This window comes from Promicromonospora sp. NPDC060204, from assembly GCF_042728455.1.
Lineage (GTDB): Bacteria > Actinomycetota > Actinomycetes > Actinomycetales > Cellulomonadaceae > Promicromonospora.
This window is the reverse complement of sequence record NZ_JBHWZO010000007.1, coordinates 22,738-42,071: the sequence shown is the minus strand read 5'-3', so window position 1 is coordinate 42,071 and position 19,334 is coordinate 22,738. Positions and strand designations below refer to the sequence as shown.

The 19,334-nt window shown below is 68.2% G+C and carries 23 protein-coding genes and 1 tRNA gene; 10 read left to right on the top strand and 14 right to left on the bottom strand.

The window, feature by feature from the left end; all coding sequences use genetic code 11:
* Position 1: 1 nt before the first annotated feature.
* Positions 2-925: a carbohydrate ABC transporter permease gene (locus tag ACFWEJ_RS01995; protein ID WP_377227525.1), complete on the top strand. Its 924-nt coding sequence runs from the start codon at positions 2-4 to the stop codon at positions 923-925.
* On the opposite strand, the gene ACFWEJ_RS01990 is transcribed toward ACFWEJ_RS01995, so the two are convergent.
* Complete coding sequence (locus tag ACFWEJ_RS01990; RefSeq protein WP_377227524.1) at positions 915-1,838, bottom strand: EamA family transporter; 924 nt, start codon at positions 1,836-1,838, stop codon at positions 915-917. The two genes, ACFWEJ_RS01995 and ACFWEJ_RS01990, sit on opposite strands and share 11 nt — an antisense overlap.
* Before the next feature lie 70 nt (positions 1,839-1,908).
* Here ACFWEJ_RS01990 and ACFWEJ_RS01985 point away from each other — a divergent pair, with 70 nt between their 5' ends.
* The 3 genes from ACFWEJ_RS01985 to ACFWEJ_RS01975 all read left to right on the top strand — a co-directional run bounded on the left by ACFWEJ_RS01985 (position 1,909) and on the right by ACFWEJ_RS01975 (position 3,429).
* Positions 1,909-2,829, top strand: a complete 921-nt coding sequence (locus ACFWEJ_RS01985) for a LysR family transcriptional regulator (protein ID WP_377227523.1) — start codon at positions 1,909-1,911, stop codon at positions 2,827-2,829.
* Positions 2,830-2,841: 12 nt separating this feature from the next.
* Positions 2,842-3,210 carry a nuclear transport factor 2 family protein gene (locus ACFWEJ_RS01980; RefSeq protein ID WP_377227522.1) on the top strand — a complete coding sequence of 123 codons (369 nt, stop codon included), beginning with the start codon at positions 2,842-2,844 and terminating at the stop codon, positions 3,208-3,210.
* Positions 3,211-3,358: 148 nt separating this feature from the next.
* Positions 3,359-3,429: transfer RNA gene (locus tag ACFWEJ_RS01975), tRNA-Gly, on the top strand.
* A gap of 141 nt (positions 3,430-3,570) precedes the next feature.
* Here ACFWEJ_RS01975 and ACFWEJ_RS01970 read toward each other — a convergent pair.
* Genes ACFWEJ_RS01970 through amcB form a run of 3 tightly spaced genes read right to left on the bottom strand, consistent with a single transcriptional unit; the run spans position 3,571 to position 5,653 of the window.
* Entirely contained in the window at positions 3,571-4,236 is a 666-nt protein-coding gene (locus ACFWEJ_RS01970) for a pentapeptide repeat-containing protein (RefSeq protein WP_377227521.1), read from the bottom strand.
* A 47-nt stretch (positions 4,237-4,283) separates the two neighbouring features.
* Positions 4,284-4,478 (bottom strand): multiple cyclophane-containing RiPP AmcA, encoded by a 195-nt coding sequence (gene amcA / locus ACFWEJ_RS01965; RefSeq protein WP_377227520.1) that lies wholly within the window; start codon positions 4,476-4,478, stop codon positions 4,284-4,286.
* A complete protein-coding gene (gene amcB / locus ACFWEJ_RS01960) occupies positions 4,475-5,653 on the bottom strand; it encodes a cyclophane-forming radical SAM peptide maturase AmcB (RefSeq protein WP_377227519.1) in 1,179 nt (392 codons plus the stop codon). Before amcB ends, amcA begins: the two co-directional genes overlap by 4 nt.
* 89 nt (positions 5,654-5,742) lie before the next feature.
* On the opposite strand from amcB, the gene ACFWEJ_RS01955 reads away from it, so the two are divergent.
* A complete protein-coding gene (locus tag ACFWEJ_RS01955) occupies positions 5,743-6,309 on the top strand; it encodes an NUDIX hydrolase (RefSeq protein ID WP_377227518.1) in 567 nt (188 codons plus the stop codon).
* Here the strand turns inward: ACFWEJ_RS01955 and ACFWEJ_RS01950 are convergent.
* From ACFWEJ_RS01950 to ACFWEJ_RS01925, 6 genes are all read right to left on the bottom strand, one after another.
* Entirely contained in the window at positions 6,283-7,389 is a 1,107-nt protein-coding gene (locus ACFWEJ_RS01950; protein WP_377227517.1) for a hypothetical protein, read from the bottom strand. The two genes, ACFWEJ_RS01955 and ACFWEJ_RS01950, sit on opposite strands and share 27 nt — an antisense overlap.
* 313 nt (positions 7,390-7,702) lie before the next feature.
* Positions 7,703-8,050, bottom strand: a complete 348-nt coding sequence (locus ACFWEJ_RS01945) for a hypothetical protein (protein WP_377227516.1) — start codon at positions 8,048-8,050, stop codon at positions 7,703-7,705.
* Positions 8,051-8,100: 50 nt separating this feature from the next.
* Positions 8,101-8,607: a deaminase gene (locus tag ACFWEJ_RS01940; RefSeq protein ID WP_377227515.1), complete on the bottom strand. Its 507-nt coding sequence runs from the start codon at positions 8,605-8,607 to the stop codon at positions 8,101-8,103.
* Positions 8,604-9,260 (bottom strand): RibD family protein, encoded by a 657-nt coding sequence (locus tag ACFWEJ_RS01935; protein WP_377227514.1) that lies wholly within the window; start codon positions 9,258-9,260, stop codon positions 8,604-8,606. The genes ACFWEJ_RS01940 and ACFWEJ_RS01935 overlap by 4 nt, the downstream gene beginning before the upstream one ends.
* Before the next feature lie 444 nt (positions 9,261-9,704).
* Complete coding sequence (locus ACFWEJ_RS01930) at positions 9,705-9,944, bottom strand: hypothetical protein (protein WP_377227513.1); 240 nt, start codon at positions 9,942-9,944, stop codon at positions 9,705-9,707.
* A gap of 474 nt (positions 9,945-10,418) precedes the next feature.
* Positions 10,419-11,261, bottom strand: a complete 843-nt coding sequence (locus ACFWEJ_RS01925) for a DUF6348 family protein (protein WP_377227512.1) — start codon at positions 11,259-11,261, stop codon at positions 10,419-10,421.
* A 244-nt stretch (positions 11,262-11,505) separates the two neighbouring features.
* Here ACFWEJ_RS01925 and ACFWEJ_RS01920 point away from each other — a divergent pair, with 244 nt between their 5' ends.
* From ACFWEJ_RS01920 to ACFWEJ_RS01905, 4 genes are all read left to right on the top strand, one after another.
* Positions 11,506-13,527: a pyridoxamine 5'-phosphate oxidase family protein gene (locus ACFWEJ_RS01920; protein ID WP_377227511.1), complete on the top strand. Its 2,022-nt coding sequence runs from the start codon at positions 11,506-11,508 to the stop codon at positions 13,525-13,527.
* On the top strand, positions 13,446-14,072 hold the full coding sequence (locus tag ACFWEJ_RS01915; protein WP_377227510.1) for a CGNR zinc finger domain-containing protein: 627 nt from the start codon (positions 13,446-13,448) through the stop codon (positions 14,070-14,072). The genes ACFWEJ_RS01920 and ACFWEJ_RS01915 overlap by 82 nt, the downstream gene beginning before the upstream one ends.
* A gap of 149 nt (positions 14,073-14,221) precedes the next feature.
* On the top strand, positions 14,222-15,520 hold the full coding sequence (locus ACFWEJ_RS01910; protein WP_377227509.1) for a glycoside hydrolase family 6 protein: 1,299 nt from the start codon (positions 14,222-14,224) through the stop codon (positions 15,518-15,520).
* Positions 15,521-15,567: 47 nt separating this feature from the next.
* The gene (locus tag ACFWEJ_RS01905) at positions 15,568-16,371 is read left to right on the top strand and encodes a glycoside hydrolase family 16 protein (RefSeq protein WP_377227508.1); all 804 of its coding nucleotides are present in this window, start codon (positions 15,568-15,570) and stop codon (positions 16,369-16,371) included.
* An 18-nt stretch (positions 16,372-16,389) separates the two neighbouring features.
* Here ACFWEJ_RS01905 and ACFWEJ_RS01900 read toward each other — a convergent pair whose 3' ends face one another.
* The 3 genes from ACFWEJ_RS01900 to ACFWEJ_RS01890 all read right to left on the bottom strand — a co-directional run bounded on the left by ACFWEJ_RS01900 (position 16,390) and on the right by ACFWEJ_RS01890 (position 18,290).
* Positions 16,390-17,412 carry a LacI family DNA-binding transcriptional regulator gene (locus tag ACFWEJ_RS01900; protein ID WP_377227507.1) on the bottom strand — a complete coding sequence of 341 codons (1,023 nt, stop codon included), beginning with the start codon at positions 17,410-17,412 and terminating at the stop codon, positions 16,390-16,392.
* 72 nt (positions 17,413-17,484) lie between these two features.
* Complete coding sequence (locus ACFWEJ_RS01895) at positions 17,485-17,955, bottom strand: HAAS signaling domain-containing protein (RefSeq protein WP_377227506.1); 471 nt, start codon at positions 17,953-17,955, stop codon at positions 17,485-17,487.
* A complete protein-coding gene (locus ACFWEJ_RS01890) occupies positions 17,955-18,290 on the bottom strand; it encodes a PadR family transcriptional regulator (RefSeq protein ID WP_246402166.1) in 336 nt (111 codons plus the stop codon). The genes ACFWEJ_RS01895 and ACFWEJ_RS01890 overlap by 1 nt, the downstream gene beginning before the upstream one ends.
* Positions 18,291-18,458: 168 nt before the next feature.
* Between ACFWEJ_RS01890 and ACFWEJ_RS01885 the strand changes: the two genes are divergently transcribed.
* Entirely contained in the window at positions 18,459-18,710 is a 252-nt protein-coding gene (locus ACFWEJ_RS01885) for a hypothetical protein (RefSeq protein WP_377227505.1), read from the top strand.
* Between the two features lie 13 nt (positions 18,711-18,723).
* Here ACFWEJ_RS01885 and ACFWEJ_RS01880 read toward each other — a convergent pair whose 3' ends face one another.
* Positions 18,724-19,287, bottom strand: coding sequence for a sugar phosphate nucleotidyltransferase (locus ACFWEJ_RS01880; protein ID WP_377227540.1), 564 nt, complete (start codon positions 19,285-19,287; stop codon positions 18,724-18,726).
* Positions 19,288-19,334: the final 47 nt, after the last annotated feature.

Sequence of the window (19,334 nt, the reverse complement as noted above, 5' to 3'; positions counted from 1 at the left end):
CATGGCTACCGTCACTTCTGCTGCGCCCGTGGGCGCGCGTGCTGCGCGGCGTCCTTCTGGTGCTGCACCTGTCGCGCGCCCGCCCGGGCCCGAGCGGGACACCCGGGTCAAACGGACGCTCTACCTGGTGGGCGGCACGCTGGCCGCGCTGGTCTTCCTGGTGCCGCTCGTCGTCGCGTTCGTGCGGGCCGGACAGCCGGGCGACGTGATCGTGGCCGCTCCCGACGGCCGGTTCTTCGACCTGTCCTGGGTCAACTTCCAGGCCGTGATCGACCAGCCGGAGGTCTGGCGCGGCATCCTCAACTCGGCGATCGTCTCCGTGTCGACGGCGGTGCTGACCGCGGTGCTGGCGACACTCGCCGGGTACGGCTTCGCGCGGTTCCCGTTCCGGGGCCGGACGGTGCTGTTCGGGCTGGTGCTCGTCACGCTGATGATCCCGTTCCAGGCCATCCTCACCCCGCTCTACCTGCAGATGAACGTCATGGGGCTCACGGACAGCCTGTTGGGCCTGGTGCTGTTCTACACGACGGTGAACCTGCCGTTCGGCATCTTCGTCATGCGCAACACGTTCGCGGCCGTGCCGACGGAGCTGGAGGACTCGGCGCACGTCGACGGCGCTGGGACCCTGCGGATCCTCGTGTCGGTGCTGCGGCCGCTCGTGGTCCCGGGGACCGCGACCGCCGCCTTGTACGCGTTCCTCGCGTCGTGGACGGAGTTCCTCGGGGCGCTGACGTTCCTGACCGACTCCAGCCTGTACACGCTGCCCGTGTCGCTCGTGAACCTGCAGCAGGGAGCGTACGGGCAGGTCAACTTCGGTGTGCTGGCGGCGGGGTCGGTCATCGCGATGATCCCCTGCGTGATCCTGTACGTGGCGCTGCAGCGGTACTACGTGGCGGGGCTGGCGTCGGGGTCGGTCAAGGGGTGAGGACGGCGGCGCGGTGCTCAGCGGGCCTGGGTACCGCGCCGCGCGCCCGCCGCGCGTTCTTGCGCCGCGCGCCCCACAGCACGCCGGCGATCACGAGCGCCGCGCCCACCGCCGTCCACATCCCGATCTGCTCGCCGAGCAGCACCGCGGACGCGCTCAGCCCCACCACGGGCACCAGCATCGAGAACGGCGCGACGACGCCGGCGGGGTGCCGCGCCATGAGCCACGTCCAGATGCCGGAGCCGGCCAGCGTGCCGATCAGCACGGTGTAGGCGAGCCCCAGGAGCGCGGGGACCAGTGCTGGTCCGGGGACGAAGGACTGCGCGATGGCGTCGGGACCCTCGATGACCAGCGACAACGCCAGCATGGGCACGGGCGGCACCACGGACATCCACAGAGTCAGGTGCAGCGGGTTGGGCGCCTTGGCCCGCGCGCTGGACACGTTGCCGATCGCCCAGCCGAAGCCGCCGGCCAGCACCAGCAGGAACGGCGCGAACGCCGCGGCCTGCGCCTGGGACCAGCCGACGACGGCGAGCCCGAGGGTCGCGACCGAGAGCCCCACGACCTGCCGGGCGGACACGCGGTCGCGGAACACGACAGCGCCGAGCAGCACCGTGAACGGCGCCGACGACTGCAGCACCAGCGACGCGAGCCCCGTCGGCATGCCGACCGCCATGCCCCAGTAGAGGAACAGGAACTGCAGGGTGCCGAACCCGATGCCGTAGCCCAGCAGCCACCGCAGCGGCACCTTCGGGCGCGGCACCAGCAGGATGGTGGGGATGGCGATGACCGCGAACCGCAGCGCCGCGAGCAGGAACGGCGGGAACTGCTCCAGGGACGCGTGGATCGCGATGAAGTTGAGTCCCCACATGACCGCGACGGACACGGCGAGCAGGCGGTGGGAGATCGGCATGCCCCGAGCCTCGCGCCCGCGGCTCTGAAGGACAAGCGAAATGTTCTACGCGTCCTTGTAGGCTGGCTACATGAATGACCTCTCCCGCGTCGACCCGCGTCACCTCGACCTGCTGCGCGAGCTCGCCGACCGCGGGACCGTCACGGCCGTGGCCAGGGCGACCCACCGGACGCCGTCCGCGGTGTCGCAGCAGCTGCGCACAGCCCAGCGCGAGCTGCGCGGCGTCCCGCTCGTCGAGCCGCACGGTCGCGGCCTGCGCCTCACAGAGGCGGGCCGCCTCCTGGCCGACGGCGGTCGTGAGCTCTCCCGGACCGTCGCCCAGGTGCAGGCGCGGTGGGACGAGTTCGTGGGCTCGCCGTCGGGCACGGTGCGGGTGGCGACGCTGCCGAGCGCGGCGACGGTGCTGCTCCCGGGTGTGCTGGACCGGCTTGCTTCGACGGACGTCTCGCTCGAGTGCAGCGACATGGACATCGCGGAGTCGGAGTACTCGGGGATGGTCGCGGACCACGACATCGTCATCGGGCACAGCTTCACCGGCCCCGTGCCGGCGGGTGCCGAGCATCTGGTGACGGCGGCGCTGCTGCGCGAGCCTCTGGACATCGCGCTGCGTGCGGGCCACCCGCTTGCCGCGAAGTCGCGGGTGACGGCGCAGGACTTGGTGGAGTACGAGTGGTACGGCGTGCCGCTCGGGTACCCGTTCGACGGGCTGCGCATCGCCGTCGAGACGGCGGCGGGCCGGCCCGTCCGTGTGGCGCAGCGGCTGCGGGACAACCGGCTGATCGAGGCGCTGGTCGCGGCGAGCGACCGGGTGGGGGTGCTGCCTCGGTACTCGACGGCGCCCGGGGCTGGGCTGGTGCTGCGGCCGGTGCACGGGATGGACGCGGCGCGGTGGATCGTGGCGATCCTGCGGGCGGATCATGCGGAGCGGCTGGCGGTGCGGACGGTGCTGGAGGCGTTCCGGGCGGTGGGGACTGAGGTCGGTGACGTGTGACATCCTGCGTGGATGTCAGCACGAGAGGTGATGGAGCGGCTCGCGGACGTGATCGACAGGCACCGGTGGGACGACCTGCCGAGCCTGCTCGGCCCGGGCTTCACCTGTCACTACGTGCACACCGGCGAGGCGTACGGTGCCGATGCGTGGGTGCGGCTCAATGCGGAGTACCCGGGCTTCCAGAACTTCCGGCTCGAGGACTGCGTGGCCGACGGCGACCGCGCTGCCGGGCGTGCGCACGTGACCGGCCTGGCCGACGGCGTGGTGCAGCACTTCGAGGTGGCGACGTTCATCACGGTGCGCGACGGGGTCATCGTGGAGATGACGGAGGTGTGGACCGACGTCGGGCAGGAGGCGCCGGAGGGGACGCGGCCTTCTTGAGGCGCGTGGCTTCCTCGGCTTCCCTGCGGTGGGCCGGCTTCGTGGCTGTCGCTCGCTGTCCGACGGCGGCACGCCGCGCGGACGGAGCCGCTGACAGGGCGCGAGGTTTGCTAAGGTAACGCCCGCACCGTGCTTCGAGCGCGGGCTTGCGGGCGTAGCTCAATGGTAGAGCCTTAGTCTTCCAAACTAATTACGCGGGTTCGATTCCCGTCGCCCGCTCAGAGTGCGGAAGCCCAGGTCAGAGAGTGTTTCTGACCTGGGCTTCGTGCATTCTGGAGGGCTGGAAGCGGCGCCGAGTGGCCCTTATTGACTCCGCAGGAGTCTCACAACGGGAGGACGCGGCCGCTCTGCGTCGGTATGTCAGTCAGCGATTGTGATCCCGAGTTCATCGGCCAGGACGAGCGAGAGATCCGCGAGCTGATACCGGTCGATCACGACCCGCTTGAGGTTGACCGCCCCGCTGATGACAGACAAGTTGTTGCCCCGAAGATCCGCACCCCGGTACGTGCCCGCCTGGAACGACGTGGCACGCAAAACACAGTCCTCGAATGCGACGCCGGACAGGTCACACCCATCCAGCTCGGTCTCGATCAGCGAGCAGCCGACAAACACAACCGGTCCCTTGGCTGTGACACCGCTCAGTGTCGCGTAGTCGATCTTGCAGTCCTGGAACACGACGTCCTCCAGGACCAGATCGTCGAAGCGCGCGCCGAGCAGGCGGCAGTTGGTGAACCGGACTCGAGAAAGCCGGCTGTGGCTCAGCGTCAGCGTGGCCAGGTCGCACCCGACGAACTCGACGGATGACAGGCGAACCTGGTCAACGTCCATCCGTTCCGCCGTTACTTCACTGATGCGACCGTCGTAGAACTGAGCCCCGCTGAGTTCAAGAGTCCGCAGATCCTTGCCGCTGTAGTTGAAGAGCGAGAGGCGCCCGTTCTCGGGCTGGAGCATTGAGACGTCCGTGAGATCTTCCTGGTCCAGGACGGGTAGGTCTGCGGTGGTGTCGCGGATCGTCAGAGTCTCCATGGTCCCCCACAGTAGGCTCGCGGGCAGATCTGGGTGCTGGGCACGGGCTACCTCTTCTTCCAGTTATCCCAGCTCGGCCGGTTGTCCCAAGGGCCCGGCGTCTTCTTCCAGTTATCCCAGGACGGTCGGTTGTCCCACTCCGCCTCGTGGCGTCTGGCGCCCGTCAGTGCGGTGACCACCTCGTGGTTGGACTCGACGAGTTTGGCGAGCAGGCTCTTCGTTCGTTCGGTCGCACGGCTCATTTCTCGTCCTCCGTAGATCGAGTGCTGGTTGACGCAGCGGGCAGCTGGGCGATGCCGGCCAGGGCCTGCACGAGCTCCTGTTTGGATGTCCGGCAGTAGTTCGTCTCCGTCGTGTCAAAGCGGCCGTTCTCGAAGTACCGGTTCCCGGCTTGTGCGCCTCGGCAGAAATCGAAGAAACTGCAGGTCTCGCGGCAGGCCGTCAAACCGTCCAGGAACTCCGACACATAGGGCAGCCGCCATGCGCCTGCCAGGATCTCGTTCAAGGGCTCGTCGAGAATGTTGCCCGCGAGGAAGTCGCTGTAGCGCTCGTCGCGGATTCCCGCCAGCTCCGGAGACAGCAGAACGACGTCACCATTGGCGGCAACGGTTGGGAGCGGGTCGTACCGGTGTGCCTCCCACGACGCACGTCCCCCGTCACGAATGGTGCGCAAGTAGTAAGCCAGCCGGTCCAGCTCTCTGATCTCGACGTCCCGATGATCAGCCGACCATGCAAACACCGCCTCCCAGAATGCTCTGGCCCGCGCGGGGACGGGCTGGGACCGCGAAGTGTTCACGCCCTCAAGTTCTTCGATGTTGAGCCCGATCGATGTCGGGCCCAACCCAGCCAGGAAGTCCAGGAGGTCGACGGCGCGGTCGATCCCTGCACCGACCACCGCGATCAAGGAGTACCTGATCTTCCGCTCGACCAGCCTCCCGATACCGGTGACGATGCGATCGAACGCGGGCCTACCTGCCCAGTCGACGCGCTCCGCATTCAGGTCCGCAGGCCCGTCGATGCTCACGCCGATAGCAACGTCATGCTTCAGGAACAGATCGCACCAGGCATGGTCGATCAGCGTTGCGTTCGTCTGGAGACTGTGTCGTACCCGCCCGGCACGACGCAGTTCCTCGAACGGCGCCATCAGAGCCGCAAGTTTCTCTGGCCCGATCGCCAGAGGTTCGCCGCCATGCCAACAGACCTCGGTGACGTGACCAAGCTGCTGCTCGGCGAGCGACGCAGCCACAGCCTGCGCGGTCTCGACAGACATCTCCATACGCCTCCTGCGGAACGGAAGGTAGCAATAGGAGCAATCCAGATTGCACAGGGTCGTCGGCTGCAGCACGACCAGACTGGCCTGCGGCGCGATCCACGCCGCGTAAGCCTCGGCAGAGTCCGTGAGACGGGGTGTGCTCATGGACTCACCTTGGCTCTGAGACCACCTCAGTGGGGTGGGCATTCTGGACGGCATTCTGGCTGGGACGGTTGCCGTGTCAGAGTGACCATGTGACCGAAGACGAGACCGGTGTGCCGCTGACGCAGGTGTTCGGTGAGCGAGTGCTCTACGACAACCCGTGGGTTCGGCTGGTTCAGGTGGAGATCGAACCACCGGACGGCCGCCGGTTCTGGCACCACGTGGTCCGGCTCCAGACGGTCTCCACCGCGATCGTTCTGGATGACGCCGGCGACCACGTCCTGCTGATGCGCCGTCACCGCTTCGCCACTGACCAGATTGGCTGGGACGCTCCAGGCGGGATCGTCGGAAGCGGCGAGTCGCCGCGGACTGCCGCCGTCCGGGAAACCGTTGAGGAGACGGGTTGGAAGCCCAGAGGCGAGGGTCGTCCGGTCGCAGGGTTTCAACCGATGCCCGGGATGGTGGACACACCGCATGAGGTTTTCGTCTTCCACGGTGCTGAACACATCGGCGAGCCAACGGACGCAGAGGAAGCAGCCCTCATCGAGTGGGTCCCCCTGGCTCAAGTGGTGGGGCTCATTCAGGCCAGAGAAGTGCTGGGTTCTGGAACCCTCGTCGGCCTCCTTGCTGTGCTAGCCGGCCTGGACGCCCAGGCGTGACTGGAGGCTCCTGATGCGGCGGTTCTGACGCACCGAACCAGCTCGCTCAGCAAGCCCGCGAGCAGTGTCGAGCGTCTGGACTGCGTCCGACTTGTGACCAGCCGCGACAAGGGAATGGGCGAGGTCCACATTGAGCTGGGCCCCAGCGCGTAAGTGGTTGGGGTCCATGCCGCTCAGCGCGTAATGCAGGTCGGCGATTGCTTCCTCGTCCCCGAGACGGGCGAGGGCTGCTCCGCGCCAGCGGGCGAGGCTGTATTCGTCGAGCATGATGTAGGGAGCATCAGGGTCGCGGGTATCGCCGGACAAGAGCGCGACGGCCCGGTCAAAATGCTCCATGCTTGCCGCCGTCTCTCCGACGATGGCAGCGACTTCGCCCGCCACTCCGTGGAGCCAGGACCGCACTGGACCGGACAACCCCGTCGCGCCGACGGTGATCGCGTGTTCTGCAATACGCAGCGCGTAGTGCGGTTGATCCGTGTCAACAAGGACGTACGCCTGCTGCGCGGTGGCGTGAGCAAGATCAGCTCTGGCCGAGCTCTCACGACCAGCGTCCTTGGCGGCCTCGTGCAGACGCCACGCTTCCTTGATGTTCCCGCTGTCCAGGTGCACCCAGCCCGCCAAGGACGCGGTATCGCTGTAGACGCTCGCCAGTGCCTCGCGCATAGTCGGTTCCAGGCTGTAGGCCCGCAAGGACCACAGGACTTCCAGATGCTCCTTGAGTGCATTGCTCGTCGTGACGCTGGCCTGCCCACGATCACCCAGGCGAATCTCCTCGGTCCGCACAGCCAATGTCGCAATCGTCGTCTCGTTGACTGACGACGCACGCTGGAGCCAGCCCATGAGGTCGTCATCGACAGCGTCGGATTGCGCCTTTGGTCCGCGCGGGCTCGGGTAGAAACCCAGTTCGGCGTCGGTCGCCACATCAAGCACTGCACGGAACGCAGCGCGATAGGTCTTGCTCGGCCAACCGACCACCCCTCGCTCGTACCGAGCTATCGCGTCAGCTTCGAGGGCCGCACGACGACCGGTCGTGCGCCAGAGGTACAGGTTCACCAGCTCGGCGAGTTCAGCGCGACTCATGGGCCGTGCAGGGTCCGCGTGGGAAACTTTCTCGGTGCGGAGCCGCCGGAGACGCTCATTGGGGGTTGCCACCGCCGCTCCACCCCCAGTCTCACAAGCGTGCCGTGTCAATGATCGGCTCCTGCCCGATCCAGGTCCCCGCCTGCCGCCCAGTGTGCCCCTCCCACAGCACGCCGCGCCAGCATCAGCGGCCGCTAGCTACACAAGTCCCTCGGCTGGGGCAAGAAAGGACCTTGATCGGGTTGAACTCGCTCGGCACAAATACCAGCACGAACGCCGAAGGTCCCACATGTCCAATCTTCTGCCCGGTCCGTCATAGAGCCATCAGCGCCTCAACAGCTTGAACCCGAATATCTGCCCACTCGGGATCGTTTCGAAGTGCTTCGATTGACCAAAAGGAACCAGCAGCGGGCCCGCTCCTCGATTCCAGTTTCGCATCCAGGTTGCGGGCAATCTGCAGTGCCTCGGATCGGAGCCATCCTGCGGCAACGAGCTCCGGGGCAGCGAGAACCGCGTTCTCCAGTTCGAGCGCGAGCTCGTCGGTCAGTGCTGGCTCGCCAAGCCCAAGCGAAGCAAGCCAACGAAACTGCTCTTCCGCAGGAAGCGCCAGCACTGCGAGCGAGCGCACGAGGCGCACCAACTCAAGAGGATTCGCTTCCATCACATCGGGAACCTTTCCGCGCCACCAGTCGCGTCACATCGTCGACAGGATCACTCGTTGTGTGGTTCATCGCTGTCGGGCATGGACTCCGTGCTCGTGGGGAGCAGGTGCGCATTGGGTTCACGCGCAGCAGGGGCCAGCTCGGCCAGCTCCAGGACCTCACAGCCGGCAGCACGCAGCGTCTCGGCGCCGACGCAGTCGACGAACAGGTCGGGCTCACGCCATGCGAAAACGACACGCGGGATTCCGGCCTGCAAGATGTGCTGTGTGCAGGTGACGGGACGTGAGGCACGCGTGCTGCACGGTTCGAGGGACGTGTAGATCGTGGCAGTGGCAAGCAGTCCGCGATCCACCTCGGCGACATCGGCCAGCGCCGCTTCTTCGGCGTGCTCGCGAAGATCGCCACGGCGCGACCATCCCGTGCCCAGCACCGTCCCGTCGTCGGCCACGATCATCGCTCCGACCGAGAACGCCGTCTCGGACGGGGGGCATCGCCACGCCAGGCCAATAGCCTGCTTGAGGAGAGCAGTGTCTGTGGCCCCACGGAAGTCGCTCATCGCTGCGGACGATAGCGCAGCAGCACGCAGTCGCCGATGGCCTGCGTTTCGACAAGGGTCATCCGGTGCTTGCTGTCCTGCGGAAACCCGCTTGGATTGACGAAGCGCGGTGCGCTCGCATCGCCGACGAAGAACGGCGCGAATACAACGTGCAGCTCGTCCACGAGGCCTGCGGACAGGAACATCGTGTGCATCGTCCCGCCACCCTCGACCATCAGGCGCTCCACGCCTCGTGCCGCCAGATCGGCCAGCACGTCCGCCGGATCGACACGGTCACCGAGTCCTAAGACCGTGGCGGCGTGCCCGATGCGAGCTGACAAGGCCGGAACGGCGGCGGTCGTCGTGTACGCGATCTTGTCGATGTCACCGGTCGTGAAGAACTTCGCCTCAGGGTCGATCACTCCACTGGCCGTGATCGTCACCTTCACAGGTGACTCCGGCTGCCCGTCGGCAAGCCGCTTGGCCCGGCGCTCCTCTGACCGGACCATCAGTCGAGGGTTGTCAGCGCGGATCGTGCTGGCTCCCACGAGGATCGCGTCGACACCGGCCCGCACGCTGTCGACCCGGTCGAAGTCCTCGTCGTTGGACAACAGCAACCGCTCAGGCGTCGCGTCGTCGATATACCCGTCCAGACTCGCCGCCACAGAAAGCACGACATACGGTCGGCTGGTCAATTTTGGGCCTCCACCTTCATCGAGACGATGCGCTCAACGAGCATTCCGTATTTCGCCGCATTCTCACAGGCCCCGATCTCGTCGAGAGCGGACCCGCAAGGCGACCATGATGACGTGGATCCGCTCGCATCTGCCCGTGGCAGCGGCTCGCGGTACCGCCGGTGCGGGGGAACGGCACGATCGTCTTCCCAGCCTGCCGTGCGAGCGTCACCTCCGCAGCGGTCCCCGCTCCACCACCGACGACGAGGAACAAGTCCGCGCCGGGGGCCACGTTCTCGTGCTCCAACCCCGACCAGCGAACGTACCGCCGGTCTCGAAGGCAGCGTCGACCACACCCCTACTCACTGAGGTGCGAAGGGCTTACCTGCCCCGCCTGAACAACCGCCGATCCGGCTTGAGCTGGTCAGCGCTAATAAGGTCCGTTCAATCAAGACGACCGGTAAGCGCCGCGATGAACACCACGACACCAATGAGAACAAAGCCGATACCGAACACTCGCGTGAAAATGGTGATCGTTCGATGGCTCGACGGCGCTGGCGTCTTCAAGAATCGCTGAATCCGTACCTGCAATGTGGCGTGCTGCTTCGCGAACACTGCGAAGCCAGAACCCATCGCGACAGCAAGAACACCCCAACACAACGCGAAGACCTGCGGAATGGTCACGATCTCCTCCAACATTTCCGAGGCATGCCCGCCATGGGCACGGCTTTGGCAGCACTTCTCGAAACTGGCGCGATAGGGGGCCGCATCAGGACAGCCCTTCAAGGCTAATGCGTTGCCTCAGGCGGACGCGTGATCTCGTCGCCTTGCGGGTCGTAGACCACCAGTTCGTGGAACGCGGCCAGCTTGAGAATCAAACCGAACACGTCACCGGCCCGACCATGGCGAAGACACATCGACACATGGTCGATCCCCGACGTCGATCGGTGTGGACGCCCACGGCGCGTCAGCAGAGGCCGACGCCCGACCGGAGCCGGGAAAGACAGCGCGGAGATCCTCGTAGAAGGCCACGATCCGGGGATCGAGATCGCCCTCGACGTGACCGAGCTGACGACAGCGCAGCGCCTGGGCACGAACGCCCTCCCCAGAGGCGTCCGGCGCTGCCGCGAGCACCGTGAGATCAAAGCTCATCGCTGTTCAGCTGGCCACGTCGTCGTCGTGCAGGAGGAGCAGGTAGGTCCGCCCGACAGACAGCTCGACGGTGCGCGGCCAGTCCAGCATCGCCAGTGCCTGACTGGCCGGTTCGTCCACTCGTCCGTTGATCCGGACCTCGGCGCTCGTGTAGTTCTCGCTGGAGGCGATGTACAGCTTGATCCCGTTGAAGCGCTCTCGGTCCAGGCCGCGCTTGAGGTGCTCAGTGATCGGAACCCACGGCGGGTTGGCCACCATCCAGTCGCGCACAGCGAGGTCTGTCGCTCCGTAGCCCCACCCCAAGGCCTTCCCACCGATGGTGTGCCAGCCCGGGACGCCGAACGGGTCGTCGTGGGGGAAGTGGCCGGCGATCTCACCCCGCTGCTCGAACAGCTCGAACACAGCCGCCCCGGTCGTGTGCAACCACTGGAAGATCGCGTGCCGTACCGCATCGGACGGGTCCTTGGAGACTCCCGTCACGCAGTCCACGATTGCGGTCTCCTCGGGTCGGTCGACGTTCAGGATGAACGCCAGGTGCAGGTGCGACGGCGTCCCGGAATCGTCGGGCTGGATCGCCACGGCCGTCGACCCCGGACCGCGGACGAAGCCCGGCTCGGTGACCCTCCAGTCCCCCGCTCGGGCTTCGCGGAGCGCCGCGGCGAGCAGCTCGGTCTTGGCGGTCAGCGAGAGCCCTGGATCGTTGGTCACGGCGGGAACGGTAGCGCAGGCCTGCCGGTCCTCGGTTCGAGCACAGAGTGCTGGTAGCGCACAAGGCACCGGGCACCGCATCCGGGCCCCGGTGAGGAGGATCCACCACGGCTCGGCGTCGTCAGGGACGGGAATCGTCATGCAACGCAGGAAAGACGTGGTCGCGGGTCGTCGACCGGAGCGCTGCCGGCCGCTGCCCATGTGTGGGATGTGTACGGGTGGACCTGCCCCCGTGGCACTACACCACGGAACGCCCGCGAAGGGCGGCCAACCACGTCAGCGAGATCCCGAGACCGGCTGCCGGCCAGGCCTCCACGCGGCGACCGTGCCACCCGTCGCCCCGTTCACCCCGGCACCCCGACATCTCTTCTAACCATCAATGCTAGTGTCAACGGTTAGAATCGAACGCCGCGCATCGAACTGCGGGGATGAGTCCAGAGGACAGGTCATGCACACACACCACCTGCAAGGCCAATGGCATCCCGGCGAAGCGGCGATGCACTGCTTGCTCGGGGTGCCCCCTCAGGACAACCCGACGATCCCGGGCCTGCCCAGCGCCTACGCGCTCTGGATGGCACGCAGCCCGCTCCTCGCACTGGGCACCGTCGATCGGAACGACCGGATCTGGACGACCGTGCTCGGCGGGAGGTCAGGTGTGATCCGGCCTGTTGCCGAGGGCGTCATGGGGCTGAGCTCGCCCGCGCACCTCGAGCCCCGAGGCGACGCGGACGGTGCCGGCTGGACGGGGTTCGACCCCGTCCTGGAGGCGCTGCTGTCGGACACCAACGAAGACGGCGCCGCCGGCCACGGCGGAGAGAGGATGTTCGCCGCCCTGGCGATGAACCTCGAGGAGCGGACGCGAGTCAAGCTCGCGGGACGCATGCTCCGTGGGGTCGTCCTGCCCGACGCCGCGAAGACGCCCGCGCCCGACTCGGAGAGTCGGACGCGCGTGGACGTGCAGATGGCGCTGGCCGTCGACGAGACTCTCGGCAACTGCCCGAAATACCTGAACAGCAAGGTTGTCTGGCCCCACGAGGCGTCGCCTCGCCTGGTCAGCGACTCGTTGCCGCTCACCGACGAGGCCGTGGAGCTGATCGGAAGGTCGGACATCTTTTTCCTCTCCAGCCGGCACGGCACGGAGAGCATGGACACGAACAACCGAGGCGGTGCGCAGGGGTTCGTGCGGGTGTTCAGCAACTCCGTCGACGAGGGGGTGAGCCTGGTGTACCCGGAGTACTCGGGGAACCGGCTCCTCCAGACGCTGGGAAACCTGCAGTCTGATCCCGCCGTCGGAATCACGTTTCCCGACTTCGAGACGGGGAACATCCTCTACCTCACCGGGCGCGCGGACATCCTCGTCGGCGGTGCGGCGACGACGGTGCTGCCACACAGCAGGGTGGCGGTGAAGATCACCGTGGAGGCGGCTCGTTTCGTGAGCGACGGGCTGCCGTTCCGCGGACGCCCGCTGGCTCCCTCGCCATACAACCCTCCGGTCCATCGGCTGACGAGAGAGACCCACGGAACGGACGCGCTCCCCGATGCCGTCCTGGGCACCGACGGCCGGTCCGCGGGCATCGCGACCGCCACGTTGGTCCGCTCGTCCCGGATCACACCCACGGTGTCCCGGCACACCTTCCGCCTGTCCCCGGACGGCCTGTCACCGCAGGCCAAGGAGCGCTTCTCGCGCCTGACGCCGTGGCAGCCGGGGCAGCACGTCACCCTCGACTTCTCGACCCATCTCGATCGGGGGTGGTCGCACATGCGCGATCACGATCCCACCTCGCTCAACGACGACTACATCAGGTCCTTCACGATCTCGAGTGCGCCGCTGCAACCACCGGAGCACGTCGACGTGGACCGACCGGGCTCCTTGGACGGCGCCGAATTCGACATCACGGTGCGACGGCACGGGCCGGTCACGCACTTCCTGACGCGGTGGGTCCCCGGATCGGAGCTGACGGTTCCCGTCCTCGAGTTCGCGGGGGAAGAGGATCTCCGGGCACCGGAGGAGGACCCCGTCGTGGTGGCCGGCGGGATCGGGATCACGCCCTTGATGGCGCACGTGGGTCCGCGAGCCGACCACGGACGGCGCCTGTCGGTCCTGTGGAGCCTGGCAGCCGACGACCTGCCGCTCGCCATCGACCTCATCGAGCGCGCCGGAGAGACACAGCTGGACGTCACGCTGTTCGTGACCGGCGCCGCGGACGCGAGCGCTCGGAGCGAGCTCCAGAGGCTGGCTCAACTCGGCGTCGACATCCACACCCGACGGATCGGCAGGGACGACGTCCTGGGCGCCGGAACCGAGGGGCATCGCCGCTTCCACGTGTGCGCCGGGCCAGTACTGAGAAAATCCCTCCTGGGGTGGCTCGACGGCGAGAACGTGAGCGTCGTGAACTTCGACTACTAGATGAGTGGGTACTTGAGGTGCTGGAACGACTGCTGGTCGGAGAGACGATCTCTCTCGACCTCGTGAACACCGAATGGGTGGACCACGGTGGCACGGTCGACTTCCTGGCCGCCGACGGCGCGCCGGAGCTCTGGCTGCGTGAGTACGGTTTCGACCCGGCGGAGGAGGACGTCGACGCCCTGAGGTCGACGAGGACCGCGATCCGATCGCTCCTGGACTCCCCCGGCCCCGAGGCGGACGCGCGCATGAACGACGTCCTGGCCCACGGGTACGAGCGCACGAGCGTGGCGGGTGGGCGACCCGTCACGACGTCGGAGGTGGACCCGGGGTGGGGCGCCGCCTGGCAGACGGCGCGGGCCTTCACCGAGCTGGTCGCGACGCATCCGGACCGGATACGACAGTGCGCCCATCCGGACTGTGTCCTGTACTTCTACGACACCTCGCGCAACGGCAGAAGGCGCTGGCACTCGATGGAGACGTGCGGTGCGCGGACCAAGTCCGCCCGTCACTACCGCCGGCACGTGATCGACGAGAAGGCGGAGTAGCAGGCTCGACGCCTTGACACGCTCCCCCACCGCCCAACACCATGGTCAGACTGGGAGCGCTTCCACAATGTTCCAGTTCTGTGCACGTCCCATGCAGCACCGCGACGAACACGCAATGACGCGTTCGCAGAGACCTTGGGAGAACCCTCATGAAACGACCCCGCCGGCTCCTTGCCGCGCTCACCGCGTGCGCGCTCGGCACCGCCCTCCTCAGCAGCGGCGGCGCCAGCCAAGCCTGGGCAGCCAACGACGTCCTAGGCCCCGGCACCAAGCTCTACAACAACCCCCAGAGCTCCACGAAAGAAGCCGCGCACGCCCTGCGCGGGCAGGCCAAGCGGGACGCGCTCCTGCTCAGCAAGATCCCCAGCTCCACCTGGTTCACGGACGGCACACCCGCCGAGGTCAAGAAGGACGTCCGCAAGCTGGTGCAGCGCACCGGCACCAAGGTCCCCGTGCTGGTCGCGTACAACATCCCGTTCCGCGACTGCGCGCTCTACTCGGCCGGCGGCGCCCGCGACGTCACCGAGTACAAGGCGTGGATCGACGGCTTCGCTGCGGGCATCGGCCGCGAGGAGGTCGCCGTCGTCCTCGAGCCGGACGGGCTCGGCGTCATCCCCTGGTACACCACGCTGGACGGGCAGCTCGAGAACTGCCGGCCGCCCGAGTACGACCCAGAGACGACCGGCAGGGACGCCGCGGCCGAGCGGTTCGAGATGCTCAACTACGCCGTCGACCGCCTGCAGGAGCTACCGAACACCGTCGTGTACCTCGACGGCACGGGCGCGTCCTGGCTGAACGTCGGCGAGTCCGCCGACCGGCTCGTCAAGGCCGGCGTCGAGCGCGCGGACGGGTTCTTCCTGAACGTGTCCAACTACGAGTTCACCGAGAACAGCGTCGCCTACGGCACCTGGGTCTCCCAGTGCATCGCCTACGTCACGCAGGTCTCCCCCGGCGACTACGCCGGCTGCGGCAACCAGTACTGGAGCGGCGGCCCGGCGAACGACTGGACCGGCGTCACGCTGTCCAACCAAGGCGTCTGGAGCCCGACGGCGGAGGACCCAGCGCTGAACACCGCGGGCATCGACTCACGCTACGAGCTGGTGCTGGGCGACGTCGAGCCCACCACGCACTTCGTCGTCGACACCAGCCGCAACGGCCGGGGCGCCTGGGCCGCGCCCGCGGGGGTCTATCCCGACGCCGAGACCTGGTGCAACCCGCCCGACCGCGGCCTCGGCCTGCGGCCCACGACCGACACCGGCAACGAGCTCGTCGACGCTCTGCTGTGGATCAAGATCCCCGGCGAGTCCGACGGCGAGTGCTTCCGCGGCCTCGGCGGACCGGAGGACCCCGAGCGCGGCATGGTCGACCCGCCCGCCGGCCAGTGGTTCCCCGAGCAGGCACGGGAGCTCATCGAGCTCGCCCAGCCGCCGCTCGGCGCTCAGCACTGACCGCACCCACCAACCAGCCAAGAAACCAAGAAAAAACGGAGGCACGCATGCGATCAACGACGACGCAGCACGGTTCCACCGCCCGACGCCGACGCCGGCTCCTCGGCCTGGCCCCGGCCCTGGCCCTCGGCCTGCTGCTCGGCCTCTCGGCGACGCCGGGCCTGACGCCCCCGGCCGCCGCCGTCGGCGGCAGCTTCACCGACAACCTCGACTCCTACAACACCGGGCGCTGGCACAAGGCCGACGGGTGGACCAACGGCGGCATGTTCAACGCGGGCTGGCGCGCCGACCACGTCTGGCACAGCGGCGGCGTCCTGGGCCTGAACCTGGACAACGTCTCTTGCCCGGGCGGCTGTTCGGGCAGGCCGTACGCCTCCGGCGAGTACCGCAGCAACGAGCTGTACTCCTACGGGCGCTTCGAGGTCCGCATGAAGGCAGCGTCCGGCTCGGGCATCGTCACCTCGTTCTTCACCTACACCGGGCCGGGCGACGGCCAGCCGTGGGACGAGATCGACGTCGAGATCCTCGGCAAGAACACCCGGCAGATGCAGACGAACTACTTCACGAACGGCGTCGGCGGCCACGAGTCAGTCATCGACCTCGGCTTCGACGCCGCGGCCGGGTACCACGACTACGCCATCGAGTGGTGGAACGGCGGCACGATCAACTGGTTCGTCGACGGCCGCCTCGTCCACCAGGAGAACGGCTCGCGCGGCCCGCTCCCCACGCGTCCGCAGCGCATCATGATGAACCTCTGGCCGGGGACCGGCGTCGACGGCTGGCTCGGGCCGTTCAACTACACCGGCCAGCGGACGGCGACCTACGAGTGGGTCAAGTACACGCAGTACTGACCTAGCCCGGGCGCGGAGTCAGTCCGCGCCCGGCGCCGACGCCCGCACGACCAGGCGGGTCGGCAGGATGACTGGGGTCGGCGACTCCCCACCGATCAGCCGCACCAGCATCGTGGCCATCTCCTGACCGAGGCCACGGATCGGCTGGCTGACGGTGGTGAGCGCCGGCTCCGTGTGCCGCGCGATCTCCAGGTCGTCGAAGCCGACCACCGCGACGTCGTCGGGCACGCGGCGGCCCTGCGCCTTCAGGGTGCGGACGGCGCCGGCCGCCATGTTGTCCGACGCCGCGAAGACGCCGTCGAGGTCGGGGTCGACGGCGAGCAACCGCGCCATCGCCTCGGCGCCGCCCTCGAAGCTGAAGTCGGCGTGCTCGACCAGGTCCGAGCCACGTCCCGCCACCGCCATGGCGTCGACGAACCCGTCGTACCGGGCGACCGACGCTTGCAGGTCCATCGGGCCGGTGATGGTGGCGATCCGACGTCGTCCGGACCCGAGCAGGTGCTCGGTCGCGAGGCGGGCACCACCCCGGTTGTCGACGTCGACGTACCACCGGGCCTCGCCGCGCAGCGGCCGGCCGCCGACGACGACCGGCAGGTCGGTCGCCGCCACGAGCCGGTTCAGCGGGTCGTCGCCGCGCAGGGCCATGAGCATCAACCCGTCGGAGCGCCGCGAGCGCAGCAGCCGGTCGAGCCTGGCCTGGCCGCGCTCGGACGACGCGAGCATGAGCGTCAGGTCCAGCTCGGACCGGTCCAGGGCGCCCGCCACGCCGACGAGCACCTGGGAGAAGAAGGGGTCGCCGAACAGCGCGGGGTCGTCGTCGGAGACGGCGAAAACCACCGACCCGCCCGTGCTTGTCGCCAGGGCGCGGGCCGTCGCGTTGGGGACGTAACCGAGCTCGGACGCCGCCCGGGCGACCGCCTCCCGCTTGGCCGGACTGACGTTGCGGGCGTTGTTCATGGCGCGCGACGCCACCGACCGCGACACCCCTGCCCGCTGCGCGACCTCGTCGAGGGTGGGCACCTTGAACGCTCGGTCGGGCATGCGGCTCAGCCTAGTGCGGGACGTCGCGGCGTCGGCTGCCCGGGTGCCGCCCGTCGCCGCAGGGTCCGTAGTTCACGGACCGAGCAGACTCAGGTTGTGCAGCAGGACGAGCACGATGCCGACGGCGACGGGGATGGCGCTGAGCACGATCGTGAGCCACTGCAGGCGACGGTGGCCCACGCCGGAGCGCAGGCGGAGGATCGCCCACACAAGGGTGACCGGCGCCAGCGGCCAGACCACGACGGCGAGGATCGGCAGCACCACGTCCGTGGCCTCGACGTTCGCCCCGGGAGCGGGTGCCGGGGCGGCCGGCGCCGGGGCAGGCGTCGCCTCGGCCGCGATGGCGTCCACGGGGCCTAGCTCGTCGAGCACCCGACGGGCCGATGCGTCGTCCCAACCGTGCCGTGCGAGTGATTCGGCGGCGTGCTCGCGCACCGCCGCGACGGTCTCCGCGCGTTCGCGCGGATCGGCGGAGGCCAGTGCGCGGTCGAGATCGGCGAGATAGGCGTCGACGATCGGCGGAAGGTCGGGAGTTGTGGTCATCAGGACTCCAGGGTCGTGCGGACGTCTGCGGTGAAACGGGACCAGGTGGCGGTAAAGGTGTCGAGCGCCGCCCGGCCCTCGTCGGTGATCTCGTAGTACCGGCGCGGAGGGCCTACCGCGGAGGGCACCTGGGTGGTGGTGACCCAGTTCTGCTGGCGCAGGCGCGACAACAGCGGGTACAGCGTCCCCTCGCTGGTCAGCAGGGTGCTGTCGGTGCCGAGGCGTTCGGCGAGCTCGAGCCCGTACGCCGGCCCGGAGCGCAGGCACGCCAGGACGCAGTACTCCACGACTCCCTTGCGGAACTGCGTCAGGACCATGTCCGACGTCGGTATCATGCATCACACGATAGCGGTTCCTTGCGTCACAAGATAGCCCCCATGGCCTTGGTCCCTCGCGCGACGGGACTTTGGTCCCTGGCCGAGCGGCGCCGTGACGGCGACCCTGGATCAGTTGCTCACCGCGACCACGGTGAGGAAGAGACCACCGACCGACGGGACCAAGGCATGAATCGTGCGTGGAAGGCCGCGATGGAGCTGCTCGACACCAGCACCATCCGGCGCGACGACCCGGCCACCGGTTTTGACGTCGCGCACTCCGCGACGACGGGTCCATGGTCGGAGGGCCCCGGGTCCATCGTGCCCGGCGGCGACTACGCAGTCCGTCGGATCATCGAGGAGCTGGCGCGCGCGAGGGCGTTGGCCGATCAGCTGGCCAGCCGGCTGGCGCGAGCTGCCACGCCGTCGTCGCCCGCCTAGCCTCGTCGCCCGTCTAGCTCTGGAAGGCCGCCAGATTGGCGGCGAGCCAGCCGTTCGTGTTCCCGCAGTCGAAGTACCGGCCGCGAACGGGGTGGATCAGCGTGTCGTGGTCCTTCGCGTAGTCGCCGATGGCGTCGGTCGCCTGGTACTCACCGTTCTTCGCGGGCCGCAGGCTGCGGAAGTACGGCAGGACGGCGGCGGGAAGCAGGGACCGGCTGATGTTCGCGTACGCCTCCGGGGCCGTGAACTGCGCGGGCTTCTCCGCGATCGCGTCGAGGAGCGGAGAGCCGTCCCCTGACTGCCGGGTCGTCAGCACCCCGTAGCGACCGGCTTCAGCGCCAGGGACGACGGCTGCGCCAAGGGCGGCGGACACCCCCGCGCGGTCCCGCGCCTCGGCGAGGTCCGCGAGATCGGAGCCGCCGTCGGCGCGGAACAGCAGGTCATCGCCGGCGATGAGGAAGAAGTCGTCCTCCCCGACGAAGTCGGCGGCGAGCATGGCGGGCAGCGCCGTGCCGTAGCGGCCGTCGCGCGGCTGCTCGATGAAGGTGAACTCCGCCCGCAGGTGCAGGTCGGCGATCTGCTCGTACTTCTGCTCCCAGCCGCGCTCCGTGAAGTAGGCCTCGA

Bases quoted from the DNA above. Each gene is read 5' to 3' on its own strand.
- ACFWEJ_RS01995 (WP_377227525.1), top strand. From the start codon at position 2: ATGGCTACCGTCACTTCTGCTGCGCCCGTGGGCGCGCGTGCTGCGCGG.
- ACFWEJ_RS01990 (WP_377227524.1), bottom strand. From the start codon at position 1,838: ATGCCGATCTCCCACCGCCTGCTCGCCGTGTCCGTCGCGGTCATGTGG.
- ACFWEJ_RS01985 (WP_377227523.1), top strand. From the start codon at position 1,909: ATGAATGACCTCTCCCGCGTCGACCCGCGTCACCTCGACCTGCTGCGC.
- ACFWEJ_RS01980 (WP_377227522.1), top strand. From the start codon at position 2,842: ATGTCAGCACGAGAGGTGATGGAGCGGCTCGCGGACGTGATCGACAGG.
- ACFWEJ_RS01970 (WP_377227521.1), bottom strand. From the start codon at position 4,236: ATGGAGACTCTGACGATCCGCGACACCACCGCAGACCTACCCGTCCTG.
- amcA (WP_377227520.1), bottom strand. From the start codon at position 4,478: ATGAGCCGTGCGACCGAACGAACGAAGAGCCTGCTCGCCAAACTCGTC.
- amcB (WP_377227519.1), bottom strand. From the start codon at position 5,653: ATGAGCACACCCCGTCTCACGGACTCTGCCGAGGCTTACGCGGCGTGG.
- ACFWEJ_RS01950 (WP_377227517.1), bottom strand. From the start codon at position 7,389: ATGAGTCGCGCTGAACTCGCCGAGCTGGTGAACCTGTACCTCTGGCGC.
- ACFWEJ_RS01945 (WP_377227516.1), bottom strand. From the start codon at position 8,050: ATGGAAGCGAATCCTCTTGAGTTGGTGCGCCTCGTGCGCTCGCTCGCA.
- ACFWEJ_RS01940 (WP_377227515.1), bottom strand. From the start codon at position 8,607: ATGAGCGACTTCCGTGGGGCCACAGACACTGCTCTCCTCAAGCAGGCT.
- ACFWEJ_RS01925 (WP_377227512.1), bottom strand. From the start codon at position 11,261: ATGACGATTCCCGTCCCTGACGACGCCGAGCCGTGGTGGATCCTCCTC.
- ACFWEJ_RS01910 (WP_377227509.1), top strand. From the start codon at position 14,222: ATGAAACGACCCCGCCGGCTCCTTGCCGCGCTCACCGCGTGCGCGCTC.
- ACFWEJ_RS01905 (WP_377227508.1), top strand. From the start codon at position 15,568: ATGCGATCAACGACGACGCAGCACGGTTCCACCGCCCGACGCCGACGC.
- ACFWEJ_RS01900 (WP_377227507.1), bottom strand. From the start codon at position 17,412: ATGCCCGACCGAGCGTTCAAGGTGCCCACCCTCGACGAGGTCGCGCAG.
- ACFWEJ_RS01895 (WP_377227506.1), bottom strand. From the start codon at position 17,955: ATGACCACAACTCCCGACCTTCCGCCGATCGTCGACGCCTATCTCGCC.
- ACFWEJ_RS01890 (WP_246402166.1), bottom strand. From the start codon at position 18,290: ATGATACCGACGTCGGACATGGTCCTGACGCAGTTCCGCAAGGGAGTC.
- ACFWEJ_RS01885 (WP_377227505.1), top strand. From the start codon at position 18,459: ATGAATCGTGCGTGGAAGGCCGCGATGGAGCTGCTCGACACCAGCACC.